The following is a 23,817-nucleotide window of genomic DNA, read 5'->3' as shown; positions in this document are numbered from 1 at the left end:
AGCTGCCAACGCCCAAAGAAATGTGAGAGCGTGGGAATGCCACCGTGGACTTTCTGGTTGTCGAAGGTAGAATTTATGACATCGTCATCTATGAGACCGCACTATGCGTGACTGCGTGAACCGAGGAGAAGCATGACCGACACCATGACCGAAACCGTCAGCGTAGCTGACACCGCGCCTACTGACACCGCGAATGGTGCCCACGGCGTCGGACTCACTGAGGCCGCCGCGCTCAAGGTCCGCAGCTTGCTGTCTCAGGAAGGTCGCGAGGACCTTCGTCTGCGCGTGGCCGTGCAGCCCGGCGGTTGCTCCGGCCTCATCTACCAGCTCTACTTCGACGAACGCGTGCTCGACGGCGACGCTCTCGTTGATTTCGACGGAGTCGAGGTCGTTGTCGACAAGATGAGCGTTCCCTATCTCGACGGCGCCTCAATCAACTTCGAGGACACGATCGAGAAGCAGGGATTCACCATCGATAACCCGAACGCCGGCGGCAGTTGCGCCTGTGGGGACTCCTTCCACTAAAGCAGTTCCACCGGCGGGGACACCATCATTTCGATGGTGTCCCCGCTATTTTTCTGTCCAATCTGCATCGGATTCGCCCGGATTTGCCGCAACTACGGTGTGTCAGGCACACAAATCGCGTGCGACCTGAGCCGGAGTGCACTTCGTGCGCGCTCTCGCGGAGTAGGCTAGGAATCGATCAAAACGCTTCCTGAGAAGCGTCCTCGAATCTCCCGAAAGGTCCCCGGTGCGCAATAATCACCGCCTTCGTTGGGCTGCCATTCCGCTCGCAGCGACGTTAGCCGTTGTACTGGCCGGATGCACGCAAGCCCAGCTCCACGGTTTCCTGCCCGGCTTTGAAGAAGAGGGCGAAACGGCGGTGACCAATCAAACCGACCGCATAGCGGGTCTCTGGACTACCTCGTGGATTGTGCTCCTGGTCGTGGGCCTCATCACCTGGGGCCTCATTATCTGGACGATCGTCGTCTATCGACGTCGTAAGGGCCAGACCGGTCTCCCGGTTCAGCTTCGGTACAACATGCCGATCGAGATCTTCTACACCGTCGTGCCGCTGATTCTTGTCGTTGGCTTCTTCGCCTTCACAGTGCGCGACCAGATCGCCATCGAAGCACGCTTCGACAATCCCGACGTGACGATTGAAGTTCAGGCCAAGCAGTGGGCCTGGGACTTCAACTACGTCGACGAAGACGTGTACTCGCCCGGAATCCAGGGCCAGGTCGATCCCAACGGCGAAACCGGTGCGATCAACCAGTCCGAACTTCCCGTGCTCGTGCTCCCCGTCGATAAGACCATTGAGATTGCACTGGAATCTCGGGACGTCATTCACTCCTTCTGGGTCATCGACTTTCTGTACAAGAAGGACGTCGTCCCGGGTAAGACCAACTACATGTCGGTCACCCCGCAGCGCATCGGTACTTACGCGGGCAAGTGTGCCGAGCTCTGTGGCGAATACCACTCCCTCATGCTCTTCAACGTCAAGGTCGTCTCCCAGGCTGACTACGACACGTACATCGAGTCCCTGCGCACCGCGGGTAACGTCGGTCAGCTCGACAATGAGTTCGATCGCAATCAGAATCAGCCGGGCACCAGTGCCCCGACGGCTCCGGAGGGCAACTAAGCCATGACTACGACCATCGCACCAGTGGAGTCTCGCCCGGCCGCGCCGGTCTCCACGTCCGCGGAACGCAAGGGCAACGTCCTTGTCCGGTGGATCACTTCCACCGACCACAAGGTCATCGGGTACCTGTACCTGATTACTTCGTTCGTCTACTTCTGCCTCGGCGGCGTCATGGCGCTCATCATTCGCGCCCAGCTGTTCGCCCCCGGCCTCGACGTCGTGCAGACGAAGGAACAGTACAACCAGCTGTTCACGATGCACGGCACGATCATGCTCCTAATGTTCGCTACGCCGTTGTTCTTCGGCTTCGCCAACTTTCTGGTTCCGCTGCAGATCGGCGCCCCTGACGTTGCGTTCCCTCGCCTGAACGCCCTCGCCTACTGGTTCTTCAACTTCGGCAGCCTCATCGCCGTCGCCGGGTTCCTCACTCCGCAGGGGGCGGCATCCTTCGGCTGGTTTGCCTATCAGCCCCTGGCAAGCACGACGTTCTCGCCCGGCGTCGGTGGCAACCTGTGGATGGTCGGCCTGGGATTGTCCGGGTTCGGCACCATTCTCGGCGCGGTCAACTTCATCACTACGATCATCACCATGCGCGCACCCGGAATGACGATGTGGCGCATGCCGGTGTTCACCTGGAACACCCTCATCACCGCGCTGCTCAGTCTCATGGTGTTCCCTGTTCTGGCAGCCGCCATGCTCGCCGCAGCATCCGACCGCATCTTCGGCTCTCACATCTACGATCCAGCCAACGGCGGGGCGATCCTCTGGCAACACCTGTTCTGGTTCTTCGGGCACCCCGAGGTCTATATCATCGCGCTGCCGTTCTTCGGCATCGTGTCAGAAGTATTCCCCGTCTTTAGTCGCAAGCCGATGTTCGGGTACAAGACTCTGATCTACGCGACCATCTCGATTGCCGCGTTGTCCGTCTCCGTCTGGGCCCACCACATGTACGTGACGGGCTCCGTTCTGCTTCCGTTCTTCTCGCTCATGACCATGCTTATCGCGGTGCCCACCGGGGTGAAAATCTTCAACTGGATCGGCACGATGTGGCGAGGTTCAATCACCTTCGAAACCCCTATGATCTGGGCCATCGGCTTTCTCGTCACCTTCACCTTCGGTGGCCTCACCGGTGTGATTCTGGCATCACCGCCGCTTGACTTCCACGTGTCTGATACCTACTTCGTTGTCGCCCACTTCCACTATGTGGTCTTCGGTACGGTGGTGTTCGCAATGTTCAGCGGATTCTACTTCTGGTGGCCCAAGTGGACCGGCAAGATGCTCAACGAAAGCCTCGGCAAATGGCACTTCTGGCTGCTGTTCATCGGTTTCCACACCACCTTCCTGATCCAGCACTGGCTCGGCGTCATGGGCATGCCACGTCGGTACGCCACCTACTCACCGGAAGATGGGTTCACCTGGATGAACCAGGTATCGACGATTGGCGCCATGATCCTTGCGGTGTCCATGATTCCGTTCTTCCTGAACGTGTACATCACGGCCCGCAAGGCTCCACTAGTGACCGTGAACGACCCCTGGGGTTACGGTTCGTCGCTCGAGTGGGCCACGTCCTGCCCGCCGCCGCGCCACAACTTCACGTCAATTCCGCGCATCCGTTCAGAACGTCCTGCCTTCGATCTCAACCATCCCGAAGCTGGCCTGCCGGTTGGCATCGGCCCGGGCAAGGATGCGCCCGACGAGCTGGTTTACGACATCGATTCGAATCGGGTTAAATAATGAAGACCAACGCTAACCTGCTCTGGGTCCTCACCGCCTTCTTCGCCATCATGACGGTCGTGTACGTTGTCTGGAACCTGCTCGATCACGGCACGATGGAATGGGCTGGCACCTTCATGCTCGGCCTGTGCATGCTGCTCATGGCGTTAGTGGCGTTCTATCTCGTCAAGGTGCACGCGGCCCAAGGCGGCGAACTCCCCGAAGACCGTCTCGATGGCAACATTGATGACGGCGATCCCGAGATGGGCTTCTTCAGCCCGTGGAGCTGGTGGCCGATTTTCCTGGCGGGCTGTACCGCGCTGCTGTTCCTCGGTTTGGCCGTAGGATTCTGGATCAGCTTCATCGCGCTCGGCTTGGGCCTTATCGCCCTCACGGGTTGGGTCTATGAGTACTACCGAGGCATGTTCGCCCGCTAAAACGCTCGACACATTCGGTACCGATCTTCCTGAGGGGAGGTCGGTACCGTCGTTTAACAAAACGAACAGGGTTCAGGGCTCAGCGCCAGACAATGGTTAGCGGCGACGGAAGCCAAAGATATCGAAGGCGACCGTGACGTCACGAATGAGGTCAGGTGCGCCCTCTGCGGCCGTAGCGCCGGCATGGTAAGCGGAGGGGCCCATGCCGATGAGCGATACCACCTCGGGCGGCGATAACTCAACGATGCGGGACCGCTGGTCATGCGACTCAAGGTGGAATCGAGCGGCCAGGCTCTTCGTCAGGTGGGCGGCCTTGTCGGCCTGCATCTCCACGGCCAGCCCGGATTCCCGCAGCTCACGCAGATGGGTGGGTTGCGGCACGACGACGAGCAGCAGGCCGTGCGGCCGGAGCACTCGGTGAAACTCGGCAGCGTTGCGCGGTGCAAAGACGTTGAGGACAGTGTCAGCGACGCCGTCGCGCAGGGGGAGTGGCGACCAGACATCCGCTACGAGACCATCAACGCGATCGTGCGAGCGGATGGTACGGCTAACCGCGATAGGGGAGAGATCCATTCCCAGCGCCCGCACGTCGTCTCCTGGGGGCAACGCTGCGCCCAGGTAGTAGCCCGTGCCGCAACCGACGTCGAGGAGCCGTCGGGGGGACTCACCGGCGACGAGAGCTCGGATGGCATCGCGGAGCGGACTGTACCACCCAGCCAGGAGAAATCGATCCCTGGCATCCAGCATCGCCGCACTGTCGCCGATGAATTTGCGCGGGCCGGTGAGCAGGTTGATGAAGCCCCGCTTATTCACGTCAAAGGAATGCCCGCGGTCACAGCGCAGCAGAAGGTCGCCGCCGGGGTGAAGGGGGAGAAAACAGTTCGGGCACCGAAGCCACTCCGATAACGTCTGGAGTGACATCGATGCCCGTTCTGTTGGATTTCTGTCTACTTGTCGGTGATCTCCGCGGGGTGATCGCCGTGAGCCTGGTTCAACTCCGTTTGCGTGACCGGAGTGATCCGGTCTTCGAAGAACCACCGAGACAGGCCGGCACGTACCTTCTCGGCCGGGCCGATCTTGCCCTGAGCGTTGGGACGAAGCATGAGCGGCTTGAAGTCGCTGTAGCTGACCAGTTTCCAGCGCTCGTACTCGTCAACCGGCTGGTGCACCTCGACGAATTCGCCGCCGGGAAGTCGAACGATACGGCCGGATTCATAGCCGTGCAGCACGATTTCACGGTCCTTCTTCTGCAGGGCCAGGCAGACACGCTTGGCGATGAAGAAAGCGAGGAACGGGCCGAGCAACGTGGTGGCCTGGAGCGTGTGGATGACACCTTCCATGGTGAGGTGAAAGTGGGTGGCCATGATGTCCGAGGATGCGGCAGCCCAGAGCGAAGCATAGAAGGTAACTCCGGCCGCGCCGATCGCGGTGCGGGTCGGAGCGTTGCGCGGACGGTCGAGGACGTGGTGTTCCCGATTGTCGCCGGTGATCCACGCTTCGATGAACGGGTAGATCATGACGGTCACGATGAACAGTCCGACCACGGCCAGCACGACCACAATGTTCATAGAGTACGTGTGGTTGAGCCACACGAACTCCCACCCCGGCGGGATCAGGCGCATAGCCCCATCGGCGAAACCGATGTACCAGTCGGGCTGCGTACCTGCAGATACCGGTGACGGGTCGTACGGGCCGTAGTTCCAGATCGGGTTGATCGTGAACAGGGAGGCGATCAGCATGACCACGCCGAAGACGATGAAGAAGAATCCACCGGCTTTAGCGGCGTACACGGGGAGAACCGGGTAGCCAACCACGTTCTGGTTAGTGTGGCCGGCCGCTGGGTACTGAGTGTGCTTGTGCACGACGACAAACAAGAGGTGCATCGCTATCAACGCGACGATGATCGCCGGCAGCAACAGAATATGGAGCGAGTACAACCGCCCGACAATATCGGTACCCGGGAATTCTCCGCCGAAGATCAGGAACGAGGTCCAGGTACCGACGACGGGGATGCCCTTGACGAGACCGTCAATGATGCGCAGGCCGTTTCCGGAAAGCAGGTCGTCGGGGAGGGAATAGCCGGTGAAGCCTTCAGCCATCGCGAGGATGAAGAGTACGAAGCCGATGACCCAGTTGAGCTCGCGCGGTTTGCGGAAGGCCCCGGTGAAGTAGATACGGAGCATATGCAGTCCGATGGCGGCTACGAACAGCAGCGCTGCCCAGTGGTGCACCTGACGCATGAGCAGTCCGCCGCGAATGTCAAAGGAGATGTCCATGGTCGACGACATGGCCGCCGACATCGGAATTCCCTTGAGTGGTGCGAAGGAGCCGTCATAGACGACTTCCGCCATCGACGCCTGGAAGAAGAAGGTCAGAAATGAACCGGAGAGCAGGATGATAACGAAGCTGTACAACGCCACCTCGCCCAAGAGGAACGACCAGTGGTCGGGAAAGATCTTGCGGCCAAGTTCTTTGACGGCGCCCGAGATGCTGGTGCGTTCGTCAATGTAGTTGGCGGCCGATGCCGTGAAGCCACTGGCCTTCTTGGCCCCGACGGTTTGACCCTCAACGGGTTCGCGGGTGGTTATCGTTGTCATGCTCGCTCCCAGAAACTCGGGCCGACTGGTTCAGTGAAATCGCTTTGCGCGATCAGGTACCCCTGGGCGTCCACGGCGATCGGGAGCTGGGGTAGTGCCCGTTTGGCCGGTCCGAAGATGACCTTGCAATGGTTCTCAACGTCGAACTGCGACTGGTGACACGGGCACAGGAGGTGGTGCGTGTGCTGTTCATAAAGAGCAACCGGACATCCAACGTGGGTGCATATCTTAGAATATGCCACGATGCCGTCATACGACCAGGACTTGCGATCTTCCGCTTCGATCAAGTCGTCCGGATCCATTCGGATGAGCAGAACAGCGGCCTTCGCCTTCTCTTCCAACCGTCCGTGGCCCATTTCGGACAGACCCTCCGGGATGACGTGGAACGACGAGCCGAGCGTGACGTCCGCTGCCTTGATCGGAGCTCCGCTCGGGTCCATGGTCAGGCGAACGCCTTTTTTCCACATGGTCTCATTGAGTAGAGCTACCGGGTCCTGGTCCATCGGGCCGAGGCCACGAAACAACACGACAGCCGGGAGCGGGAAGACGACGAGCGCGCCGATGAGGCTGTTGCGAATGAGTGTGCGGCGACCGAAGCCCGATTCCTCATTGGCCTGCTGAAAGATCTCCACGGCGCGGGCCCGAACGGGTTCGGTACCACGCACGGGGTGGCGTTCGTCAACACCCTCGTGATCGCTCATGAGTGCCTTACCCCAGTGCACAGCGCCGATACCGATGGCGAGCAAAGCGAGGGTGAGGCCGAGACCGATGAAGAGGTTGTTCAGTCGCACCGAACCTGGGTCCTCGGCCACGATCGGGAAGGCCATGTACGCCGCGATCGCGAAAGCACTACCCACGATAGAAACATAGAACAGCGTGTAAACGGTGCGCTCAGCCTTGCGCTCTTCCTTGTGATCAAGGTCGGTGATGCGCGGACGGTGCGGCGGGAATCCTGGGTTAGCCAGGGCATCCCGTGTAACGACGGCTGTGCTTGCGGCGGATGTCGCGAGCTGCGCGCCAGGCGAGTCGGCGGCGGTTACGTCCTCCGCGCCGTTATCGTCCTTGGCCATGGGTCTCCTTCGTGGGTGTAAATTCTGTGCACTGTGGTGCTACGCGACGTTCGATCGGTACCGAATGGCGTGTCAAGAACGGATACCGAGTCTTACCGGATACCGAGTCTTAGTTTGATTTTGCGGTGATCCACACGGTGAGGGCCACGATTGCGCCCAGTCCGAAGATCCATATGAAGAGTCCTTCAGCTACCGGCCCCAGGGATCCGAGAGCCAGACCGCCCGGAGACGGGTTGTCCTCGACGTACTTGAGGTACGTGATGATGTCGCGCTTGTCTTCGGGGGAGATGTTCATGTCATTGAAGACGGGCATGTTCTGCGGGCCGGTGATCATGGCCTCGTAGATGTGCTGCGCCGAAACGTTCTCGATCGCGGGGGCGAACTTGCCCTCGGTCAACGCGCCACCGGCACCGGCAACGTTGTGGCACATGGCGCAGTTAATTCGGAACAGTTCAGCTCCGTTTGCGGCATCGCCAGCAGCGTCCAACAGCTCGGCGGCTGGGATAGCCGGACCGGGAGCCAGCGAGGCTACGTACGCGGCCAACGCGGCAGTCTGCTCGGCCGTGAACTGCACGGGCTTCTTCTGTGCCTGTGGACCCTGCATCTGCATCGGCATGCGGCCGGTGCCGACCTGGAAGTCGACCGAGGCAGCACCGACTCCGATCAGGCTGGGGCCTTCTGAGGAGCCCTGGGCGCTGAGGCCGTGGCAGGTCGCACAGTTTGCGGCAAAGAGTTTTTCACCCTGGGCGATGGTCTGCTGGGAGGAAGCATCCGTTGTCGCAACGGCAGTGCTGCTGCTGAAGGCGACATAAGCGCCTCCGGTAAAGAGCAGTCCGACGGCAATGAGCGCAACGCTGGCGAGGGGATGGCGACGTCCGGTCTTGCGTGGCCGGCGTGCGCGAGGGGTTTTGATCGTGGTCATGCTGAAGTAGTCCGCTCCCGTTTCTAGGTATGTACTTCTATTTAAGAACGTAGATGACCAGGAAAAGCCCGATCCAGACGACGTCGACGAAGTGCCAGTAGTAGGAAACCACGATCGCGCTGGTGGCTTCCTTATGGCCGAAGTTCTTGACCGCGAAACCGCGCCCAATCACAAGAAGGAAGGCGAGCAGACCAGCCGTCACGTGAATGCCGTGGAAGCCGGTCGTGATGTAGAACGCGGAACCGTAAGCGTTGGAGGAGAGTGAGATTCCCTCAGACACCAGGGTGGCGTATTCGAATACCTGGCCGGTGACGAAGATCGCGCCGAGGGCGTAGGTGAGGAAGAACCACTCGACCATGCCCCACTCACTCGGCTTCCAGCCGGTTGAACGAGCCTGCAGCCGTTCCGCGGCGAATACTCCGAACTGGCAGGTCACCGAGGACGACACGAGTATCAACGTATTGATCAACGCGAAGGTGACGTTGTGCTTGTCGGCCTCAAAGAGCCACAGCTCGGGGGCGGTTGAACGAAGCGTGAAGTAGATTGCGAAGAGCCCCGCGAAAAACATCACCTCGCTGCCCAACCACACAATGGTGCCTACAGCCACGCTGTTGGGCCGGTTCACGACGGGCGCACTCGCCGTCTGAGTAATTGAGGTGCTGGTCACCCCTCCATTATGGCCGATATTCCCACAGGTTTTTCTCAAACAGGCATGCAAGTGAGAGTTTCTACCCCGTCGGGGTGGGCAAATTCAGCGCTTACAGGCCGTGAATTCGGGGGAGTTGGGCCTGTTCTTCTATGATCGGAATCATGCTTGAATCGCAGTCTTGGCCCAACATATTAAATTCCCTTCTTTCTGGTAGAGACCTGAGCGTGGCGGATGCCGCCTGGAGCATGGAACGCATCATGCTCGGAGAGGCTTCTCCCTCGCAACTGGGCGCTTTTCTCGTTGCCCTTCGCGCCAAGGGGGAGACCGTCGATGAGATTGTCGGCTTCCGAGATGCGATTCTCGAACAGGCCGTTGTGCTGCCGGTCAATCCGATGGCGCTCGACATTGTCGGGACCGGTGGTGATCAGTTCGGCACCGTGAACATCTCGACGATGGCGTCCATCGTCTGCGCGGCGGCCGGTGTGCCGGTTGTCAAACACGGCAACCGGGCCGCCAGTAGCGCCTCTGGGTCATCCGATGTCCTCGGTGAATTAGGCATCGATCTGTCGCGCGACGCGACGCGGGTCGCTCAGGTCTTCAAGGAAACCGGGATCACGTTCGCCTTTGCGGCGGCTTTTCATCCCGGATTTCGCCACGCTGCCCTCACCCGCAAGGAGCTGGGCATCCCCACCGTGTTCAACTTTCTCGGCCCGTTGTGCAATCCGGCGCGGCCGGAGGCATCCGCTGTGGGGGTGGCCGACCTCGAGCGGGTGCCGCTGTTCGTCGGCGTCTTTCAAACCCGCGGTGCGACCGCACTGGTCTTTCGCGGGGACGATGGGCTGGATGAAATGACGACCACCGGGCACAGTCACGTTTGGGAGGTATCGCGCGGTCTGGTGACCGAACACGATATCGACCCGAGGGATCTCGGCCTGAAGCGAGCGCAGATCAGCGAGCTGGTCGGCGGTTCGCCCCAGCACAACGCGGACATCGTGCACTCCGTGCTCGCCGGCGAATCAGGCCCGATTCGTGACATTGTGCTGCTGAATGCTGCGGCCGGACTGGTCGCGTTCGACCTGGCCAATGATGCCGCACAGGTGCAGGTTGCCATCCTGGATCGTTTTCGAAATAAATTGGCCGTGGCTGCCGAGGCGATTGATTCCGGGGCGGCCACGGCCAAGCTGTCGTCGTGGATCGCGGCGACCCAGGTCTGAGACCGGGTCGCCGCAGTTTCGGGTTGCTCGCTAGAGAACGTCGTCGTCGACCCACCCAAAGGTCTTCGTGACCGCTTTTTTCCAGTTGCGCAGTTGGCGGCTGCGTTCGGCTTCGTCCATCTGTGGCGTCCAGCGGCTGTCCTCCTGCCAGTTGGTGCGTAACTCGTCCAGGCCGCTCCAGAAACCGACGGCGAGGCCGGCAGCGTATGCTGCGCCGAGCGCTGTCGTTTCGGCGACAACCGGTCGGACGACGGGGACGCCGAGGATGTCGGCCTGAAATTGCATGAGCAGGTTGTTGGCGATCATGCCGCCGTCAACCTTGATCTCGGTGAGGGGGACACCCGAGTCGGCGTTGACCGCGTCGATGACCTCGCGCGTTTGAAAAGCCGTCGCCTCGAGTGCCGCTCGGGCGATGTGCCCCTTGTTCACAAACCGGGTGAGCCCGACCAGAGCTCCGCGGGCGTCGGAACGCCAGTACGGTGCGAACAATCCCGAAAATGCCGGAACGAAATAGGCTCCGCCATTGTCGTCGACTGTTTTCGCCAGGGCCTCAATTTCTGAGGCCGAGCTGATCATGCCGAGGTTGTCACGCATCCACTGCACCAGCGCACCGGTTACGGCGATGGATCCTTCCAGGGCGTAGTGCGGGGCGTCATCGCCGAGCTTGTACCCGAGGGTGGTCAGCAGGCCATTCTTGGAGTGCACGATTTCGGTGCCGGTGTTGAAAATCAGAAAGTTTCCGGTGCCGTAGGTGTTCTTTGCCTCGCCCTGGTCGAACGCTGCCTGACCGAACGTCGCAGCCTGCTGGTCGCCGAGGATACCGGCGACGGGAACCTCCCGCAGCAAGCTCGAGGTGTGCGCGGTGCCATAGATCTCCGACGACGAACGGATCGACGGCAGCATTGACTTCGGAACGTCGAAGATGTCGAGGATCTCGTCGTCCCACTGCAGGGTTTCGAGGTCCATGAACAGCGTGCGACTGGCGTTGGTGACGTCGGTGGCGTGCACTCCGCCGTCAACGCCGCCGGTGAGGTTCCACAATACCCAGGTGTCGGTGGTGCCGAACAAGAGGTCGCCGGCATCCGCTTTGGCGCGGGCGCCCTCGACGTTTTCGAGGATCCAGACGATCTTGGTGCCGGAGAAGTAGGTGGCCAGCGGCAGGCCTACCTTCATCTTGAACCGTTCGACCCCGCCGTCGGCGGCAAGGCGGTCGACGATGGGCTGGGTGCGGGTGTCTTGCCAGACGATGGCGTTGTAGACCGGAATACCGGTCGTCTTGTCCCAGACCACGGCGGTTTCGCGTTGGTTGGTGATTCCGATGGCTGTGATATCGTGCCGGGTGAGGTTGGCCTTGGAGAGCGCCTGCCCGATCACTTCTCGGGTGTTGTCCCAGATCTCCTTCGGGTCGTGCTCGACCCAGCCAGCCTGCGGAAAAATCTGCTTGTGTTCGAGCTGCCCGGTCGACACGATCGAACCGGCCTTGTCGAAGATGATGGCCCGGGAACTGGTGGTTCCCTGGTCGATAGCGAGAATGTAATCAGTCATTGCTGGGTGTCCCTCTTGTAGGTGTGCATGACGCTGTGAGTGTGCCAGTGCAGATGTGGTCGCACGACAACGGGCCGGTCCGCGGGAGACCGGCCCGTTTGTTCGGGTCAGGTGGCGAGCAGTGGTAGCAGAATGAGCGCGGCCCAGCCGGCCAGCAAGCCGCCGATGACCGGGCCGACGACGGGTACCCAGGAATACGCCCAGTCGGAGCTGCCCTTGCCCTTGATCGGCAGGATGAAGTGGGCGATGCGCGGACCGAGGTCACGGGCCGGGTTGATGGCGTACCCGGTGGGCCCACCGAGCGAGGTACCGATGACGATGACGAGCAGGGCCACCGGAAGTGCTCCGAGAGAGGCCAGACCGCCGGTCGTGCCCTGCCGGTCACCACCAAAGGCGATGACGACGAAGACCAGCACAAAAGTGCCGATGATTTCGGTGACGAGGTTCCAGCCGTAGGAGCGGATGGCCGGCCCGGTGGAGAAGACGCCGAGTTTGTTGGCCGGGTCTGGTTCGGCATCGAAGTGTTGCTTGTAGGCGAGCCAGCAGGCCACGGCGCCGAGAATGGCACCGATCATCTGCGCGCCGATATAGGCGAGCACGGAAACCGCGTTGACGGGGACATCCATCCCAAATTTTTCCGTACCGTTGGCGACGAGGCCCAGGGTGACAGCTGGATTGAGGTGGGCCCCCGAACGGTAGGCGACTACGACACCGGCGAACACTGCGAATCCCCAGCCAATGGTCACCATGAGGAACCCACCCCCCAGGCCCTTGTTCTTGGCCAGGGCGACGTTGGCGACGACGCCGGTGCCGAGGAGAACCAGCATGGCAGTGCCGACGACCTCCGAGATGAATACAGCTCCGATATTGTCCACGAGAACCTTTCTGATCAGGTTGGGGATGCCGAAGCCACCCCTCGGCGGCGAGCGGTTGGCAATAACATAGCGCGCGGTGTGATCGAGGGGAATGGGTTGATGGAGTTGCTTGCCGTCCTTTACTGTGTAGCGTCGCCACGCGTATGGTGACCGTGGGGAAATAGCCGTATTGGGCAGTGCCTCGGCGCCGCCAGCTCCTCCCTGTTTCGAACCGTGGCATCACCGAGTGAATGGATGGTCATGAAAAAGCTCATAAACGATCCCAAGAACGTCGTCAACGAGGCCGTCGCCGGATTCGAAGCGGCTCACGGCGACATCGTGCGCGTTTCGCACGACCCGATGTTTATCGCTCGCAGCGATGCCCCCGTTCAGGGCAAGGTGGGGATTGTCAGCGGCGGCGGAAGTGGTCACGAGCCACTCCACGGCGGGTTCGTTGGGTACGGAATGTTGGATGCTGCTGTTCCGGGAGCCGTTTTCACGTCGCCGACGCCCGATCCGATCCTCGCGGCCACCCAGGCCGTCGATGGCGGCGCCGGCGTGCTGCACATCGTGAAGAACTACACCGGCGACGTCTTGAATTTTGAGACCGCAGCAGATCTGGCAGGCGCTGAAGGCATTGAGGTGCGCGCTGTCATCATCAACGACGATGTGGCGGTCAAGGACTCGCTCTACACAGCCGGACGCCGCGGCGTGGCCGGCACGGTTCTGGTCGAGAAGATCACCGGGGCCGCCGCCGAACGCGGAGAAGACCTGGATACCGTCGTCGCCATCGCCGAAAAGGTGAATTCCCGGGTGCGCACTATGGGAGTCGCGCTCACCCCTTGTGTAGTGCCGCACGCCGGGGAGCCGAGTTTCGTGCTCGCCGACGATGAGATCGAAATTGGCATTGGAATCCACGGCGAGCCGGGTCGGGAGCGGATCAAGCTCGAGCCCGCCGACGCAATTGTTGACCGGTTGCTCGGCCCGATCCTTGAAGATCTCCCCTTTGTCAGCGGTGACGAGGTGCTCCTGTTCGTGAACGGCCTGGGCGGCACACCGCAGATTGAGCTATATATCGTGTTCCGCCGGGCCGCCGAAGTCCTGGCCGAGAAAGGCATCACGGTCACCCGGAGCCTGGTGGGCAACTACACGACGAGCCTCGAAATGGCGGGAACGTCCATCTCGGTTCTGAAACTCGACGACGAGCTCACAGGGCTGTGGGACGCCCCGGTGCAGACTGCCGCGCTACGGTGGGGACGGTAGAAGGAGATTCGATGACCCTGAACGATCAACCAAACTCTGCCCTCGCTGACGCGGCGCCACGGCTCGACGCCGCCTGGACCGTGCGCTGGATTCGCCGGAGCGCCGAGGTGCTCGCGGCCAACCGCGCCGCCCTGAACACCCTAGACCGGGAGATCGGCGATGGTGATCACGGTGAGAATATGGATCGCGGCTTTCAGGCGGTCCTGCCCAAACTCGACGCTCTGGCCGAAGGGACAACGCCCGGTGCGGTGCTGAAACTGGTCGCCACGACGCTGATCTCGACGGTGGGCGGGGCAGCGGGGCCGCTGTATGGCACGGCTTTTCTCAAGGCCGCCGGCGCTGTTGGGGCTGCAGAGTCGGTGGATGCGGCCGCACTGGTCGTCCTTCTGACGGCGGCTCGCGACGGCATCGTGCTGCGTGGCAAAGCGGAAGAGGGCGATAAGACCATGATCGACGCTTGGACTCCGGCGGTGAACGCGGCGTCGTCGGCACAAGCAGCCGGGTCTGCCGTGGGCACGGTGCTGTTGGCCGCAGCGGACGCCGCAGCGGACGGCGCGCAGGCCACCGAGCCGTTGGTCGCACGCAAGGGACGAGCGAGCTACCTCGGTGAGCGGGCCATCGGCCACCGAGATCCTGGTTCTCAGTCAACGCTGCTGCTGCTGCGCGCCGCAGCCGACGTGCTGGCGACCGCGTGATGGTACGCGAGTGAGCGCGGCGGCATCCGCTGACCGGGTTGGCCTGGTTTTCGTCTCGCACAGTGCGAAGATCGCGGAGGGATTGGTTGAGTTGGCGCGTCAGATGGCACCGTCTGTGCGTCTGGTCGCTGCGGGGGGAACGAATACCGGTGGCATCGGTACCAGCTTTGAGCAGATCAGCGACGGCATCACCGCGGCGAACAGCGGCGTCGGCGTGGTCATTCTGTGTGATCTCGGTTCGGCGGTTCTGACCGCGGAAACAGCGCGTGACTTTCTTGAGGATGCCGAGCAAAACCAGGTGCGAATCGTTGACGCGCCCCTGGTCGAGGGCGGGGTAGCCGCCGCGGTCGCCGCAGAGATCGGGGGAGACCTCGATGCGGTCGTGGCGGCCGCCCAGTCCGCGCTGCACTCGGCGAGTAGCGCCACGCCGACCACCGAACCATTCGCTCCGGTGGGGGTGTCGCGCACCGTTATCCTCGTCAACAAGGATGGCTTGCACGCACGCCCCGCCGCAGAATTCGTGAAACTGGCGAGCACGTTCTCGGTTCCGATCACCGTGAACGGCACGGACGCCAGCAGCCTGCTGAGCATCATGTCGCTCGGTCTGGCACGGGGGAGCAGCGTGCAGCTGTCGTCGACGGACCCGTCGGCCGGCCCGGCGATTACCGCACTCGCAGAACTACTGGAATCAGGTTTCGGCGAGGAGTAGCCCGTCCGGCACCGACAGGCGGAAAAACCCTTAGCCGTTCCGTGCCTGATTGTCCAATCAGGCGTATCGTAATGGCATGATTCAGGACAGGAATACCTCAAGCGGTCCGGAAGAGCGGGGCGCGACTGATTTACGGGCGTGCCCGATCTGCGGTCGTGCAATGCGCGAACACACCATTGATCACGCAAGTCGAAATACCGTGATCAACTGCCCGGTTCCCCACCCCGGTGCCTGGGACCGCGACGCCTTCAAACCGGTCAACGAATTTGGCATGGTCATACATCGGACGCAGACCTGACGCTCAGGGCGAACTGGCGCTGAGGGAGGATGCTTCCGCATTCGTGGGTCTGGCCCTTGTGCACAGGGGTTGCCCAGTGGGTGTGCTTATAGTCGGGGAGGCCGTGGAATGCGACCCCGGACGACGGATCAGTACCCGGAACGCGACAAGACTGGCCGAGGAGTATCAGTTATGTCGTGGATCGTACTTATCGCGTCCGGAGTGCTAGAAGCCGTCTGGGCGACCGCGCTCGGCAAGTCCGAGGGTTTCACCAAATTGTGGCCGACCGTCATTTTCGGTGTCGCGCTCGCGCTCAGCATGGCAGGTCTGGCCTGGGCGATGCGCGAAATCTCGATTGGGACGGCCTACGCCGTGTGGGTTGGCATCGGCGCAGCTCTAACGGTGGCCTGGGCAATGATCAGCGGGGACACCAGCGTCTCCTGGCTGAAGATCGCTTTGCTTGTCGGGCTCATCGGCTGCGTCGTCGGTCTCAAGCTCGTGGACACCCCGACCGAGGCTGCAGGCCTCGGGGACACGGCCTCTGGCGTGTCGACGAGCACGCGCTAACCGACAATCTCGTCAACGTAACACCAACGCCACAATTCCCGCGGCTCGGCGCTGCACATGGTGGGGTGGCCGGACTCGTGAAAGTGCCGGGTCGCGTGCTGCCCCACGGATGAATCGCAGCACCCCACCTTGCCGCACATTAGGCACATCCGAAGGTGAACCGGGGTGGTACCTTCGCGTACACAATCGGTGCATTCCGGGTTGGGCGGCACTGGATGCTCACCGACGGCCTGTAAGTGCTCGCAGCCGCCAGCGCCCAGGGGGACTCCAGCGGTGTCGGGCCGGATCGCGGAATGGGTTTCAGCGCTGAAATCGATGCCCAGGTCGTCGGGCGAGGTATCCAGCATGGATTCCTCGACATCAAGCATCTCAAGCACCTCGCTGATCACCTCGTGGGCATACTCGCCCGAACGGCGTAATTTCAGAACCCGGGCGCGCTCTGCATCGAGCATCGCCAGCCGCAGTTGTACGTAGCGCTTGCTGGGAGTGCGGTCGGCAAGCTCTGACCGTCCCAGCCGCTCCCAGGCCGCTCGATTGCGTTCCTGGGTGCGGCGTTCGAGCATGTCGAGCACCTCCGGCGGATCGTCGGGCCGGGTGTGTCGGCGCAGGTGTTCTATGCCCGCAGCGGTGGCCTGATCCATTAGCGCGGCCTGGCTGAGCGCATCCGCCTTGGTATCCGGACCACGCACACCCAGGATGCGTACCAGCCACGGCAGGCTCAGGCCCTGCACAACCAGGGTTCCTGCCACCACCCCCAGAGCCGCGAGAACGAGGACGGGACGGTGGGCGACGTCTTCTGGCAGGGCGAACACCGCGGCCAGGGTGACCACACCACGCATGCCGGCCCACGACACAATGGTAGGCAATTGCCAGGGTGGTGCGGGGTCAGCCTTCCGAATTTTTGGTATCAAGCGAGGTAGATAAATGGCCGGGAACACCCAAATGGGGCGCAACACCAGCACCGCGACGAGGATGACAGCACAGGCGCCCCAGACTCGCCCGGCACCGAGCGAGTCGCCGGAAGTTGCTTCAATGATTGACCGCACCTGTAATCCGATCAGCAGAAAAACAGAGTTCTCAAGCAGAAACTGCACCGTGGCCCAGTTGCTGCGCTGGCTCAGTCGCGACGCGCCGCCCGGCATGGCGGGTGTCTTGGTGCCGATCACGAGGCCGGCCACAACGACAGCCAACACGCCAGATGCGTTGATCTCCTCAGCGGGAATATAGGCAACGAACGGGGCCGCTAGCGACATGGACGTGTTGATGGCCACGTTGCGTACCCGTTTTCGGATCTGCAGCAGGATCCAGGCAGCGATCAGGCCGATCAGGACACCCCCACCGGCGGCAAAAGCGAGGTCTGACGCCACTTGCCAGACGGTGACGCTGCCGCCAATGGCGACGATCGCCGTGCGAAGAAGCACCAGTGCGGTCGCATCATTGACCAACGACTCACCCTCCAGAAGGCTCACAACCCGCCGCGGGAGTCCAACTCGACGCGCGATCGTGGTCGCCGCCACCGCGTCCGGGGGAGCCACCACCGCTCCGAGGGCTAACGCCGCAGCCAGGGGAATTTCTGGGATCAACCACCAGACGATCAGGCCGATGGCCACGGTACCAAAAATGACATATCCGACTGACAGCAGGCCGATGGACCGCAGGTTTGTGCGGAATTCAACCAGGGAGGTGCGGATAGCCGCCGCGTACAGCAGCGGAGGAAGAATTCCCACCAACACCAGTTCTGGATCCAACTTCACCGCTGGAATGAACGGCAGGTAGGAACCGATGACACCGACCACCACGAGCAGCAGTGGAACAGAGAGGTTCAAGCGTCTAGCCAGGGCGCTGGCCGCGCACACGACGACGACGAGAGCGAGAAGACCGAGTGAGACATCCATTCTCTACCGCCAAGGGTTTCAGGGGCCAGACTACGGCAAGATATGTCCAGCGGCTGTGAAGAGCCGATACCACTCTTCCCGGGTGAGGGCGATATCAGACCCTGCGGCCGAATCGAGCAGATGGTGCACGCTGGTCGTGCCGAGTACCACCTGCATGTGGGCAGGATGACGAGTGATCCAGGCCACGGCGATGGCAGCCGGGGGAGCATCGTAGGTTCGAGCAAGGTCATCGATGACCTCGTTCAATGCGGAGTAATTTTCTCGATCATTCAGAAAAATACCATCGAAGAAGCCCTTCTGAAACGGCGACCAAGCCTGCAGCGTGATGTTGTTCAGACGGCAGTAGTCGAGAATGCCGTTGTCCCGGTCGATGGACTGGTCCAGGCCAGCCATGTTGGCCGAGACGCCGGCGGCGATCAGGGGCGCATGCGTGATGCTCAACTGCACCTGGTTGACGATGAGCGGCTGGGCCACTGAGCTTTTCAATAGCTCGACCTGCCCCGGAGTGTGATTGGAGACGCCGAAATTAAGTACTTTTCCCGCATCGTACAGAATGTTGAACGCTTCGGCGACCTCGGCGGGTTCCACAAGAGCGTCCGGGCGGTGCAGCAGCAGCATGTCGAGATAATCGGTCTTCAACGCCGTGAGCGACTCATCGACTGAGCTAAGGATATGCTCCCTGGAGAAGTCCCAGAAGCCCGATCGAATACCGACCTTTGATTGGATGGCGACACTGGCCCGATCCTGCGCCGAAAACGTCACAGCGTCCCCGAAACGCCGCTCGCATTCGTGGGGCTCACTGCCATACACGTCGGCGTGATCGAAGAAGTTTATTCCAGCGTCTCTGGACGCTCCAACCAAGGATCGGATTTCTTCGTCGGCGAGAGGAACGATCCGCATTAGCCCCAGAATGATGTTGGAGACTTCAAAGTCTGTATTCGGTAACGCCATTGTCTTCATACCTCCAGTCTGGGTGCAGACGGGCCAGAACAACACCCCCGGTACCTGTCCCGTCTCATCTAAAGTGAGGCAGAGATCGCCGGAATTTCGCCGCTGCCTCATTTTACGAGACACGGAATTCGACCGTCTGTCTCATCTAAGTTGAGGCAGATCGCAGAATCATGGCACTTCCGGTGCCTGGCTACGCCTGAGCGGAACGATCGAATTCTGCGGTGCAAACTGGGCCAAGGGCTGTTGCGTTTGACGCCCGGTCATCGGGCTTAATGTCGGGACACTCAAACGGGCACCGTAGCAATCCGGTGTGGTCAGAACCGCCAGCTTCCGGGGGAGTGTCCGTAGGGGGTCCGGCTTGCGGGCGCCTGAATCCATGTTCGGCAAGACAGCAAATGTTGCGCTTGGCTACTCGGTCGACCACCAGCGAGATGAGCTTCTAACCCTGCAGCTGATCCACCGGGCTGAGGATGCCCAAGGGGGCGAGAGTTGGCTCTCGCCAATCACCGCCGTAGGTTTTGTTCCCACGAGCCAGTTCTTGCTCTGCGACATAATCGGGGGCATGACTTCGATGGATGAGCAAGAGGCCCACCGGGCGGAGTACGAGCGCCTACAGAAGATGCTGAAGAACCATCCTGGCAAGAAGGCCGACCAGTTGATGGCCGATGTTCAGCGGACCTTTCGACCCTGGTACCAACGGTCTGTCGAGCTTCGGGCTCTGCTTCACCACGGCGAAACTGACGAAAATATGCAGAACGAGTTGATGCGAAACATCCCTCCACTGGACGGTCGTGAGCAGTATGTGGGCGCCCTGGACAGTGCGTTAATTGCGTATTTGGGGGCCATGGGAGCTGTCATCGACGTGGCGCGTCGCGTTGCCAAAACGCTTGGCAACCCGTTCGAAGAGAGCTACAACGAGCAGTCAATGCTCGTTCGAGCAATCGATGGGGTGACTGTGCTGCGGGACTTGCGGAACTACATGCTGCATTACGGGTCCGCCCCTTGGCCGTTCAGCGGCCGGATTACGCCTGACACTCGAACGACTGAGGTCGGATTGACTAGCGAGGTACTGGCTGAGTGGAAGGGTTGGAAGGCCGATTCACGGGCTTATCTGAATAGTCGAAAGTCAGTCCGTCTGATCAGCGTTGTCGCCCCTTACGAGGCGGGCATGGTCGCACTCTTCGAGTGGTTCAACATTGAGTTCTACCGGGTAGTTCAGCCCGACCTAGACGCGGCGAACAAACTCGTTCGCCAATTGAATCTTCATCTGACAGGCGGGGTGACGGACGGGAAAGACTGGCCCGAGCGCATGGCGCACATTCAGGAGAATCTGCGGCGAAGCAATGCAGGGTTACCGCAGTTCAACTACGAGACCGGCCTTCCGTTCCCCGACGACGCTAAAAGTTGAGCGAGTGCGCCCGGCGAATCGCGTGGTGAGCGATGCTTGGCCGCCCGCGCCGACCAGTTCGCGAAAGCCACGGCGGTTCTCATCACTCCGGCTGAGAATTCGATCTTGTTGCGTGTCGTTGAAGTCGCGAGTCGGGAGCATCGACGTGTTGGGTAACGGTGTGGCACCCACCGGCATCGAGGCGGGACGCGACAGAATCAACCTGTGCCGCGTGGCGCCATGGCGGATGGCCACACAACGTAGTCTCGACGCTTCCGCACAGTGATTTGACGGCCCAGTCCACAACTGGCTTATGGGACGTTCCGGCGGCGTCTATGAGGGGCTACCTGGATTCACCCGCCGAAGCCTGCATGTCCTCGTGAAGCCGCACAATTGGAACTGCCTACAGCACCACCCAGATTCCATAAGATCCTCACCCGGCTCCGAACCAACGCGCTCATCCAATGCCGGAAACGCAGCAACAGTTGCACTGTCACCGCGGACGGGACACGCGTGACGATCTTCTATGCGAAAGTCCTCGCCCGGCTTCTCCGCCCGCTGATCGCCGCCTAGTCACGCCTCACCCGTAAAAGGCCAAGGCGGCCCAAAGGGCGCCCATAGCCGCGCGCGCTCAGTGCGGCGCCCCGCACGATGGCTTCCTTGTACAGTGCCGCGGGCCGACCGACGAGGACGAATCCGGTGGGGTGGTCGTCAGGGTGGAGGAACTGGATAACACCGTCGCGCCGACCGAGCGAGAGGCATTGGAAGACGTAGCGGAAGCGGAACGGCCGCGGGATTTCCCCACGCAATCGGGCGGCGATGGCAGTTGCCGCGTACTTTCCCATGGGGATCGCGGTGGCGCACGCCATTCTCAGGGGGCGATTGTCCGAACCTTGCGCGGCGCCCGCATCCCCGACGGCATAGATGTCTGGATGAGAGGTCGAACGCAAAGTACCGTCGACCAGTATTCGCCCGTCGGCATCAACGTCGATCCCGGCTTCCCTGGCGATCGGCGAAACACTGAAGCCGAGTGCCCAGATCGCGGCATCGGCCGCAAGCGTCTCGCCGCCGTCCAACAGGAGGCTGTCGTGGCGTACTTCCGTGACGATCACGTCATCGCGAACGACGACCCCTAGCCGCTCGCACACACGATGCAGGCGGCGGGCCGCCCGTTTCGAAAGCCAGCCACCCAGCGGGCGCTGGCCAATCAGCGTCACGCGCAGATTCGGCTGGCTTTCCGCCAGCTCGGCCGCGACCTCGATGCCGGTCGCACCGTTCCCGACAACGACGATATCGGCGTTGGATCCGGCCACTTCTAGCACGCGGTCCCGGATCTTCGTGGCGTTGCTCCAATTGCTGAGGGCAAGGGCGTGCTCAGCCGCGCCCGGAACCGCAGAACACGAACTCATGCTGCCTAGTGCGTAGACCAGCGTGTCATACGGCAGTGTTCGTTCACCACCGTCGATGCGGACACCCACTTCCCGCCGCACCAGATCCACATGGCTCGCGCGCCCGATGACCACGCGGATTCCGGTGTGCGTCAGTAGCGATGCCAGCGATCGTTCCGCGCGTTCCTGGCCGACCGTTCGCTGGTGCATGCGGACCCGCTCGACGAAAAAGGGAGAATCGTTGACCATGGTCACGATCACCTCGCCCTTTCGAAGCCGACGGACGATTCCGGTCGCGGTGGCAAGGCCGGCGTAACCGGCTCCGAGAATGACGATGTGATGCGTCACGAGCCTGCTTTCTTCCCACTTGATTCGTTTTGACGGTTGCTCAATCCCTTTGAGCAGGACCTTGGAAGTGTCCCGGGGATTATGCCGCCATTTCGTTGACGTCGTCGCCAGGCGGCTCGACCGAGCCGCGAGATCGACGCACGCCCGTCCCGCAGATGCGACGTCCACCTGGGAGTTCCAGCGCTCCGATCCAATCGTTCTTCTCGCTCATTCATCCATGGTACGTCAGGCAGACTTAAAGCTGAACGGTGGACACCCACCAAACGTCCGTTCAAGGTTCCCCTTAAGAGACGTGCTGTCGGTATCCCGGTGCGGTTTACGCGTCGGAGTGGTTGGTGAGAGGATCTTTTGTATGGGGGCGACTGAGGACGATGAACTGCGTGGCCTGCAAGCACGGGCCTACGGTCGAAAGGCCGACATCCATCACGACTTTCCAGCACAAGTGCGGCTTCAGGAACTCGAGGACGCGAGACGGCAACTAGCGCCGCAACTTCTCGATGCGGTTATGCCCCCGGAGCCTACCGTCGATCCGATCGACGTGTCCGGCAGCGAAGAAGAGTCCCATCTCGTCGACGACGAGCAGGAACGCCCGACTCACGAATTTTTGAGACGTTTTGCTCGCCTCGCTCTTGCCGTTGGGGATCGACTCGCCCGTGTCCGTCGCTCGACCGTGCTGATTGCGCTCGGTCTCGCCGTCATCGCGAGCGTCATCGCGGCCGCCCTCATTCTTGTCGAGCGGGTCCAGCCCGATCCTCTCCAGACCGGAGCCGACCAGGTCGCCCGACTATCAATCGATCCCAGCTATCAGGTCCCCGGCATGTTCCAGCACATCGCACCTGAAGGCGATGCTGCGCAGGCCTTCCACGAGTTCTACGGGCTTCGTGCAGTCGTCGCGGCCGGCGGCTGGTTCGGTAGCGGCGCAGAGGACGAGTGCCTGAGCGTCTTCTTGGCCGCGGACGGCGAGAACTCCGACTCAAATTCATTCTCGGGGCGGGTCAGGGGCGGTTGTGCAGCGGGACCGTTTCCGGCGATGACCCAGTTGATGGCGGACGACGACGACCTTCCCGGCGAACTGCAGTCGGCGTTCCCGGGACCGACCGCCCTGCAGTTCGTCTACGACAAAGCGAACCAGGAGATCGTGATCTACGCGGGCGAATAACGATACCGAACGGGCCCCCGTGCGAGGCAACGTCCAAGGGTTTAGTGCGTCGAGACACGTCGATATCGCGACGACGATACGGCGGAGATAGGGGGAAAATTGGGCATGTGCTGTCCTGTGCTAGGAGCCTGACCGTAGTCGTAGCCATTTTCGCGCTGACTGGATGCGCAGTCTCGGCTCCAAATGCTGGTGATACAGCATCTGGAACCTCGACGCCGCAAGTGAGTGACGCGCCGGTCGAAATTGACTCTGACACACTCGTCCTTCCGGCCGCGTCTGAAGAATGAGTAGCGACCACCTTGCGCAATGGATTCCGCAGGCGACGGATTGACCAGACATTTGGGCTCGGCGGCCGGGGCTTCTGGCGTCGAGCGTCCGCGATCCCGTCGCGACTCTTGCATGTTGACTCAGCTCGCACGTGACCAAATGGGTCCAGCGCTCCTGCCGTCCCGTAGAGGGTTCCTCAGCGGCACAGCGACGGCGAACTCGGCCGCCGGGTGGTTTAGCCCCAGATCTGTCGCGCTCGACGTCCCGC

General features: G+C 61.6%; 21 protein-coding genes and 1 riboswitch. Of the genes, 11 read left to right on the top strand and 10 right to left on the bottom strand.

Annotated features, from left to right (window positions below; all coding sequences use genetic code 11):
• Nucleotides 1–144: 144 nt before the first annotated feature.
• The 4 genes from CJ028_RS19610 (at nucleotide 145) to CJ028_RS19595 (ending at nucleotide 3,792) form a co-directional block, all read left to right on the top strand.
• Entirely contained in the window at nucleotides 145–525 is a 381-nt protein-coding gene (locus CJ028_RS19610; RefSeq protein ID WP_105036969.1) for a HesB/IscA family protein, read from the top strand.
• 226 nt (nucleotides 526–751) lie between these two features.
• The gene (gene ctaC / locus CJ028_RS19605; RefSeq protein WP_105036827.1) at nucleotides 752–1,642 is read left to right on the top strand and encodes an aa3-type cytochrome oxidase subunit II; all 891 of its coding nucleotides are present in this window, start codon (nucleotides 752–754) and stop codon (nucleotides 1,640–1,642) included.
• A gap of 3 nt (nucleotides 1,643–1,645) precedes the next feature.
• Nucleotides 1,646–3,376 (top strand): aa3-type cytochrome oxidase subunit I, encoded by a 1,731-nt coding sequence (gene ctaD / locus CJ028_RS19600; RefSeq protein WP_105036826.1) that lies wholly within the window; start codon nucleotides 1,646–1,648, stop codon nucleotides 3,374–3,376.
• Nucleotides 3,376–3,792, top strand: a complete 417-nt coding sequence (locus CJ028_RS19595; protein ID WP_105036825.1) for a cytochrome c oxidase subunit 4 — start codon at nucleotides 3,376–3,378, stop codon at nucleotides 3,790–3,792. Before ctaD ends, CJ028_RS19595 begins: the two co-directional genes overlap by 1 nt.
• Nucleotides 3,793–3,888: 96 nt before the next feature.
• Here CJ028_RS19595 and CJ028_RS19590 read toward each other — a convergent pair whose 3' ends face one another.
• From CJ028_RS19590 to ctaE, 5 genes are all read right to left on the bottom strand, one after another.
• Complete coding sequence (locus tag CJ028_RS19590) at nucleotides 3,889–4,713, bottom strand: methyltransferase domain-containing protein (RefSeq protein WP_105036824.1); 825 nt, start codon at nucleotides 4,711–4,713, stop codon at nucleotides 3,889–3,891.
• A 26-nt stretch (nucleotides 4,714–4,739) separates the two neighbouring features.
• Nucleotides 4,740–6,389: a cytochrome bc1 complex cytochrome b subunit gene (qcrB, locus tag CJ028_RS19585; RefSeq protein WP_105036823.1), complete on the bottom strand. Its 1,650-nt coding sequence runs from the start codon at nucleotides 6,387–6,389 to the stop codon at nucleotides 4,740–4,742.
• The gene (gene qcrA, locus CJ028_RS19580; RefSeq protein ID WP_105036822.1) at nucleotides 6,386–7,459 is read right to left on the bottom strand and encodes a cytochrome bc1 complex Rieske iron-sulfur subunit; all 1,074 of its coding nucleotides are present in this window, start codon (nucleotides 7,457–7,459) and stop codon (nucleotides 6,386–6,388) included. Before qcrA ends, qcrB begins: the two co-directional genes overlap by 4 nt.
• 109 nt (nucleotides 7,460–7,568) lie before the next feature.
• Entirely contained in the window at nucleotides 7,569–8,381 is an 813-nt protein-coding gene (qcrC, locus tag CJ028_RS19575) for a cytochrome bc1 complex diheme cytochrome c subunit (RefSeq protein WP_105036821.1), read from the bottom strand.
• 37 nt (nucleotides 8,382–8,418) lie between these two features.
• Nucleotides 8,419–9,048: an aa3-type cytochrome oxidase subunit III gene (ctaE, locus tag CJ028_RS19570; protein ID WP_240607435.1), complete on the bottom strand. Its 630-nt coding sequence runs from the start codon at nucleotides 9,046–9,048 to the stop codon at nucleotides 8,419–8,421.
• A gap of 143 nt (nucleotides 9,049–9,191) precedes the next feature.
• Between ctaE and trpD the strand changes: the two genes are divergently transcribed.
• Entirely contained in the window at nucleotides 9,192–10,244 is a 1,053-nt protein-coding gene (gene trpD, locus CJ028_RS19565) for an anthranilate phosphoribosyltransferase (protein ID WP_105036967.1), read from the top strand.
• A gap of 30 nt (nucleotides 10,245–10,274) precedes the next feature.
• Here trpD and glpK read toward each other — a convergent pair whose 3' ends face one another.
• A complete protein-coding gene (gene glpK / locus CJ028_RS19560; protein ID WP_105036820.1) occupies nucleotides 10,275–11,789 on the bottom strand; it encodes a glycerol kinase GlpK in 1,515 nt (504 codons plus the stop codon).
• 107 nt (nucleotides 11,790–11,896) lie between these two features.
• The gene (locus tag CJ028_RS19555) at nucleotides 11,897–12,664 is read right to left on the bottom strand and encodes an MIP/aquaporin family protein (RefSeq protein ID WP_105036819.1); all 768 of its coding nucleotides are present in this window, start codon (nucleotides 12,662–12,664) and stop codon (nucleotides 11,897–11,899) included.
• 240 nt (nucleotides 12,665–12,904) lie between these two features.
• Here CJ028_RS19555 and dhaK point away from each other — a divergent pair, with 240 nt between their 5' ends.
• The 4 genes from dhaK (at nucleotide 12,905) to CJ028_RS19535 (ending at nucleotide 16,154) form a co-directional block, all read left to right on the top strand.
• Complete coding sequence (gene dhaK / locus CJ028_RS19550; protein WP_105036966.1) at nucleotides 12,905–13,906, top strand: dihydroxyacetone kinase subunit DhaK; 1,002 nt, start codon at nucleotides 12,905–12,907, stop codon at nucleotides 13,904–13,906.
• Nucleotides 13,907–13,917: 11 nt separating this feature from the next.
• Nucleotides 13,918–14,601: a dihydroxyacetone kinase subunit DhaL gene (gene dhaL / locus CJ028_RS19545; protein ID WP_105036818.1), complete on the top strand. Its 684-nt coding sequence runs from the start codon at nucleotides 13,918–13,920 to the stop codon at nucleotides 14,599–14,601.
• A 10-nt stretch (nucleotides 14,602–14,611) separates the two neighbouring features.
• Nucleotides 14,612–15,310, top strand: a complete 699-nt coding sequence (gene dhaM / locus CJ028_RS19540) for a dihydroxyacetone kinase phosphoryl donor subunit DhaM (RefSeq protein WP_240607434.1) — start codon at nucleotides 14,612–14,614, stop codon at nucleotides 15,308–15,310.
• Between the two features lie 393 nt (nucleotides 15,311–15,703).
• Nucleotides 15,704–15,768, top strand: a riboswitch (guanidine-III (ykkC-III) riboswitch).
• 11 nt (nucleotides 15,769–15,779) lie between these two features.
• On the top strand, nucleotides 15,780–16,154 hold the full coding sequence (locus CJ028_RS19535) for a DMT family transporter (RefSeq protein ID WP_105036817.1): 375 nt from the start codon (nucleotides 15,780–15,782) through the stop codon (nucleotides 16,152–16,154).
• Here the strand turns inward: CJ028_RS19535 and CJ028_RS19530 are convergent.
• Entirely contained in the window at nucleotides 16,151–18,049 is a 1,899-nt protein-coding gene (locus CJ028_RS19530; RefSeq protein ID WP_105036816.1) for a Na+/H+ antiporter, read from the bottom strand. The two genes, CJ028_RS19535 and CJ028_RS19530, sit on opposite strands and share 4 nt — an antisense overlap.
• A gap of 30 nt (nucleotides 18,050–18,079) precedes the next feature.
• Nucleotides 18,080–19,009 carry an aldo/keto reductase gene (locus CJ028_RS19525; protein ID WP_105036815.1) on the bottom strand — a complete coding sequence of 310 codons (930 nt, stop codon included), beginning with the start codon at nucleotides 19,007–19,009 and terminating at the stop codon, nucleotides 18,080–18,082.
• Nucleotides 19,010–19,376: 367 nt separating this feature from the next.
• Between CJ028_RS19525 and CJ028_RS19520 the strand changes: the two genes are divergently transcribed.
• Nucleotides 19,377–20,408: a hypothetical protein gene (locus tag CJ028_RS19520; RefSeq protein WP_105036814.1), complete on the top strand. Its 1,032-nt coding sequence runs from the start codon at nucleotides 19,377–19,379 to the stop codon at nucleotides 20,406–20,408.
• Between the two features lie 548 nt (nucleotides 20,409–20,956).
• Here the strand turns inward: CJ028_RS19520 and CJ028_RS19515 are convergent.
• Entirely contained in the window at nucleotides 20,957–22,291 is a 1,335-nt protein-coding gene (locus tag CJ028_RS19515; protein WP_205684100.1) for an NAD(P)/FAD-dependent oxidoreductase, read from the bottom strand.
• A 124-nt stretch (nucleotides 22,292–22,415) separates the two neighbouring features.
• Here CJ028_RS19515 and CJ028_RS19510 point away from each other — a divergent pair, with 124 nt between their 5' ends.
• On the top strand, nucleotides 22,416–23,282 hold the full coding sequence (locus CJ028_RS19510; RefSeq protein WP_148666448.1) for a hypothetical protein: 867 nt from the start codon (nucleotides 22,416–22,418) through the stop codon (nucleotides 23,280–23,282).
• Nucleotides 23,283–23,817 lie beyond the last annotated feature (535 nt).

Origin of the sequence: Cryobacterium aureum (assembly GCF_002954245.1) — a bacterium.
GTDB classification, from domain to species: Bacteria; Actinomycetota; Actinomycetes; order Actinomycetales; family Microbacteriaceae; genus Cryobacterium; species Cryobacterium aureum.
This window is presented reverse-complemented; position numbering and strand designations above follow the sequence as displayed.

Excerpts from the sequence above, each read along its gene's own strand:
- CJ028_RS19610 (WP_105036969.1), top strand. The coding sequence starts at position 145 with ATGACCGAAACCGTCAGCGTAGCTGACACCGCGCCTACTGACACCGCG.
- ctaD (WP_105036826.1), top strand. The coding sequence starts at position 1,646 with ATGACTACGACCATCGCACCAGTGGAGTCTCGCCCGGCCGCGCCGGTC.
- CJ028_RS19595 (WP_105036825.1), top strand. The coding sequence starts at position 3,376 with ATGAAGACCAACGCTAACCTGCTCTGGGTCCTCACCGCCTTCTTCGCC.
- CJ028_RS19590 (WP_105036824.1), bottom strand. The coding sequence starts at position 4,713 with ATGTCACTCCAGACGTTATCGGAGTGGCTTCGGTGCCCGAACTGTTTT.
- qcrB (WP_105036823.1), bottom strand. The coding sequence starts at position 6,389 with ATGACAACGATAACCACCCGCGAACCCGTTGAGGGTCAAACCGTCGGG.
- qcrA (WP_105036822.1), bottom strand. The coding sequence starts at position 7,459 with ATGGCCAAGGACGATAACGGCGCGGAGGACGTAACCGCCGCCGACTCG.
- qcrC (WP_105036821.1), bottom strand. The coding sequence starts at position 8,381 with ATGACCACGATCAAAACCCCTCGCGCACGCCGGCCACGCAAGACCGGA.
- trpD (WP_105036967.1), top strand. The coding sequence starts at position 9,192 with ATGCTTGAATCGCAGTCTTGGCCCAACATATTAAATTCCCTTCTTTCT.
- glpK (WP_105036820.1), bottom strand. The coding sequence starts at position 11,789 with ATGACTGATTACATTCTCGCTATCGACCAGGGAACCACCAGTTCCCGG.
- dhaK (WP_105036966.1), top strand. The coding sequence starts at position 12,905 with ATGAAAAAGCTCATAAACGATCCCAAGAACGTCGTCAACGAGGCCGTC.
- dhaL (WP_105036818.1), top strand. The coding sequence starts at position 13,918 with ATGACCCTGAACGATCAACCAAACTCTGCCCTCGCTGACGCGGCGCCA.
- CJ028_RS19535 (WP_105036817.1), top strand. The coding sequence starts at position 15,780 with ATGTCGTGGATCGTACTTATCGCGTCCGGAGTGCTAGAAGCCGTCTGG.
- CJ028_RS19530 (WP_105036816.1), bottom strand. The coding sequence starts at position 18,049 with ATGGATGTCTCACTCGGTCTTCTCGCTCTCGTCGTCGTCGTGTGCGCG.
- CJ028_RS19525 (WP_105036815.1), bottom strand. The coding sequence starts at position 19,009 with ATGAAGACAATGGCGTTACCGAATACAGACTTTGAAGTCTCCAACATC.
- CJ028_RS19520 (WP_105036814.1), top strand. The coding sequence starts at position 19,377 with ATGTTCGGCAAGACAGCAAATGTTGCGCTTGGCTACTCGGTCGACCAC.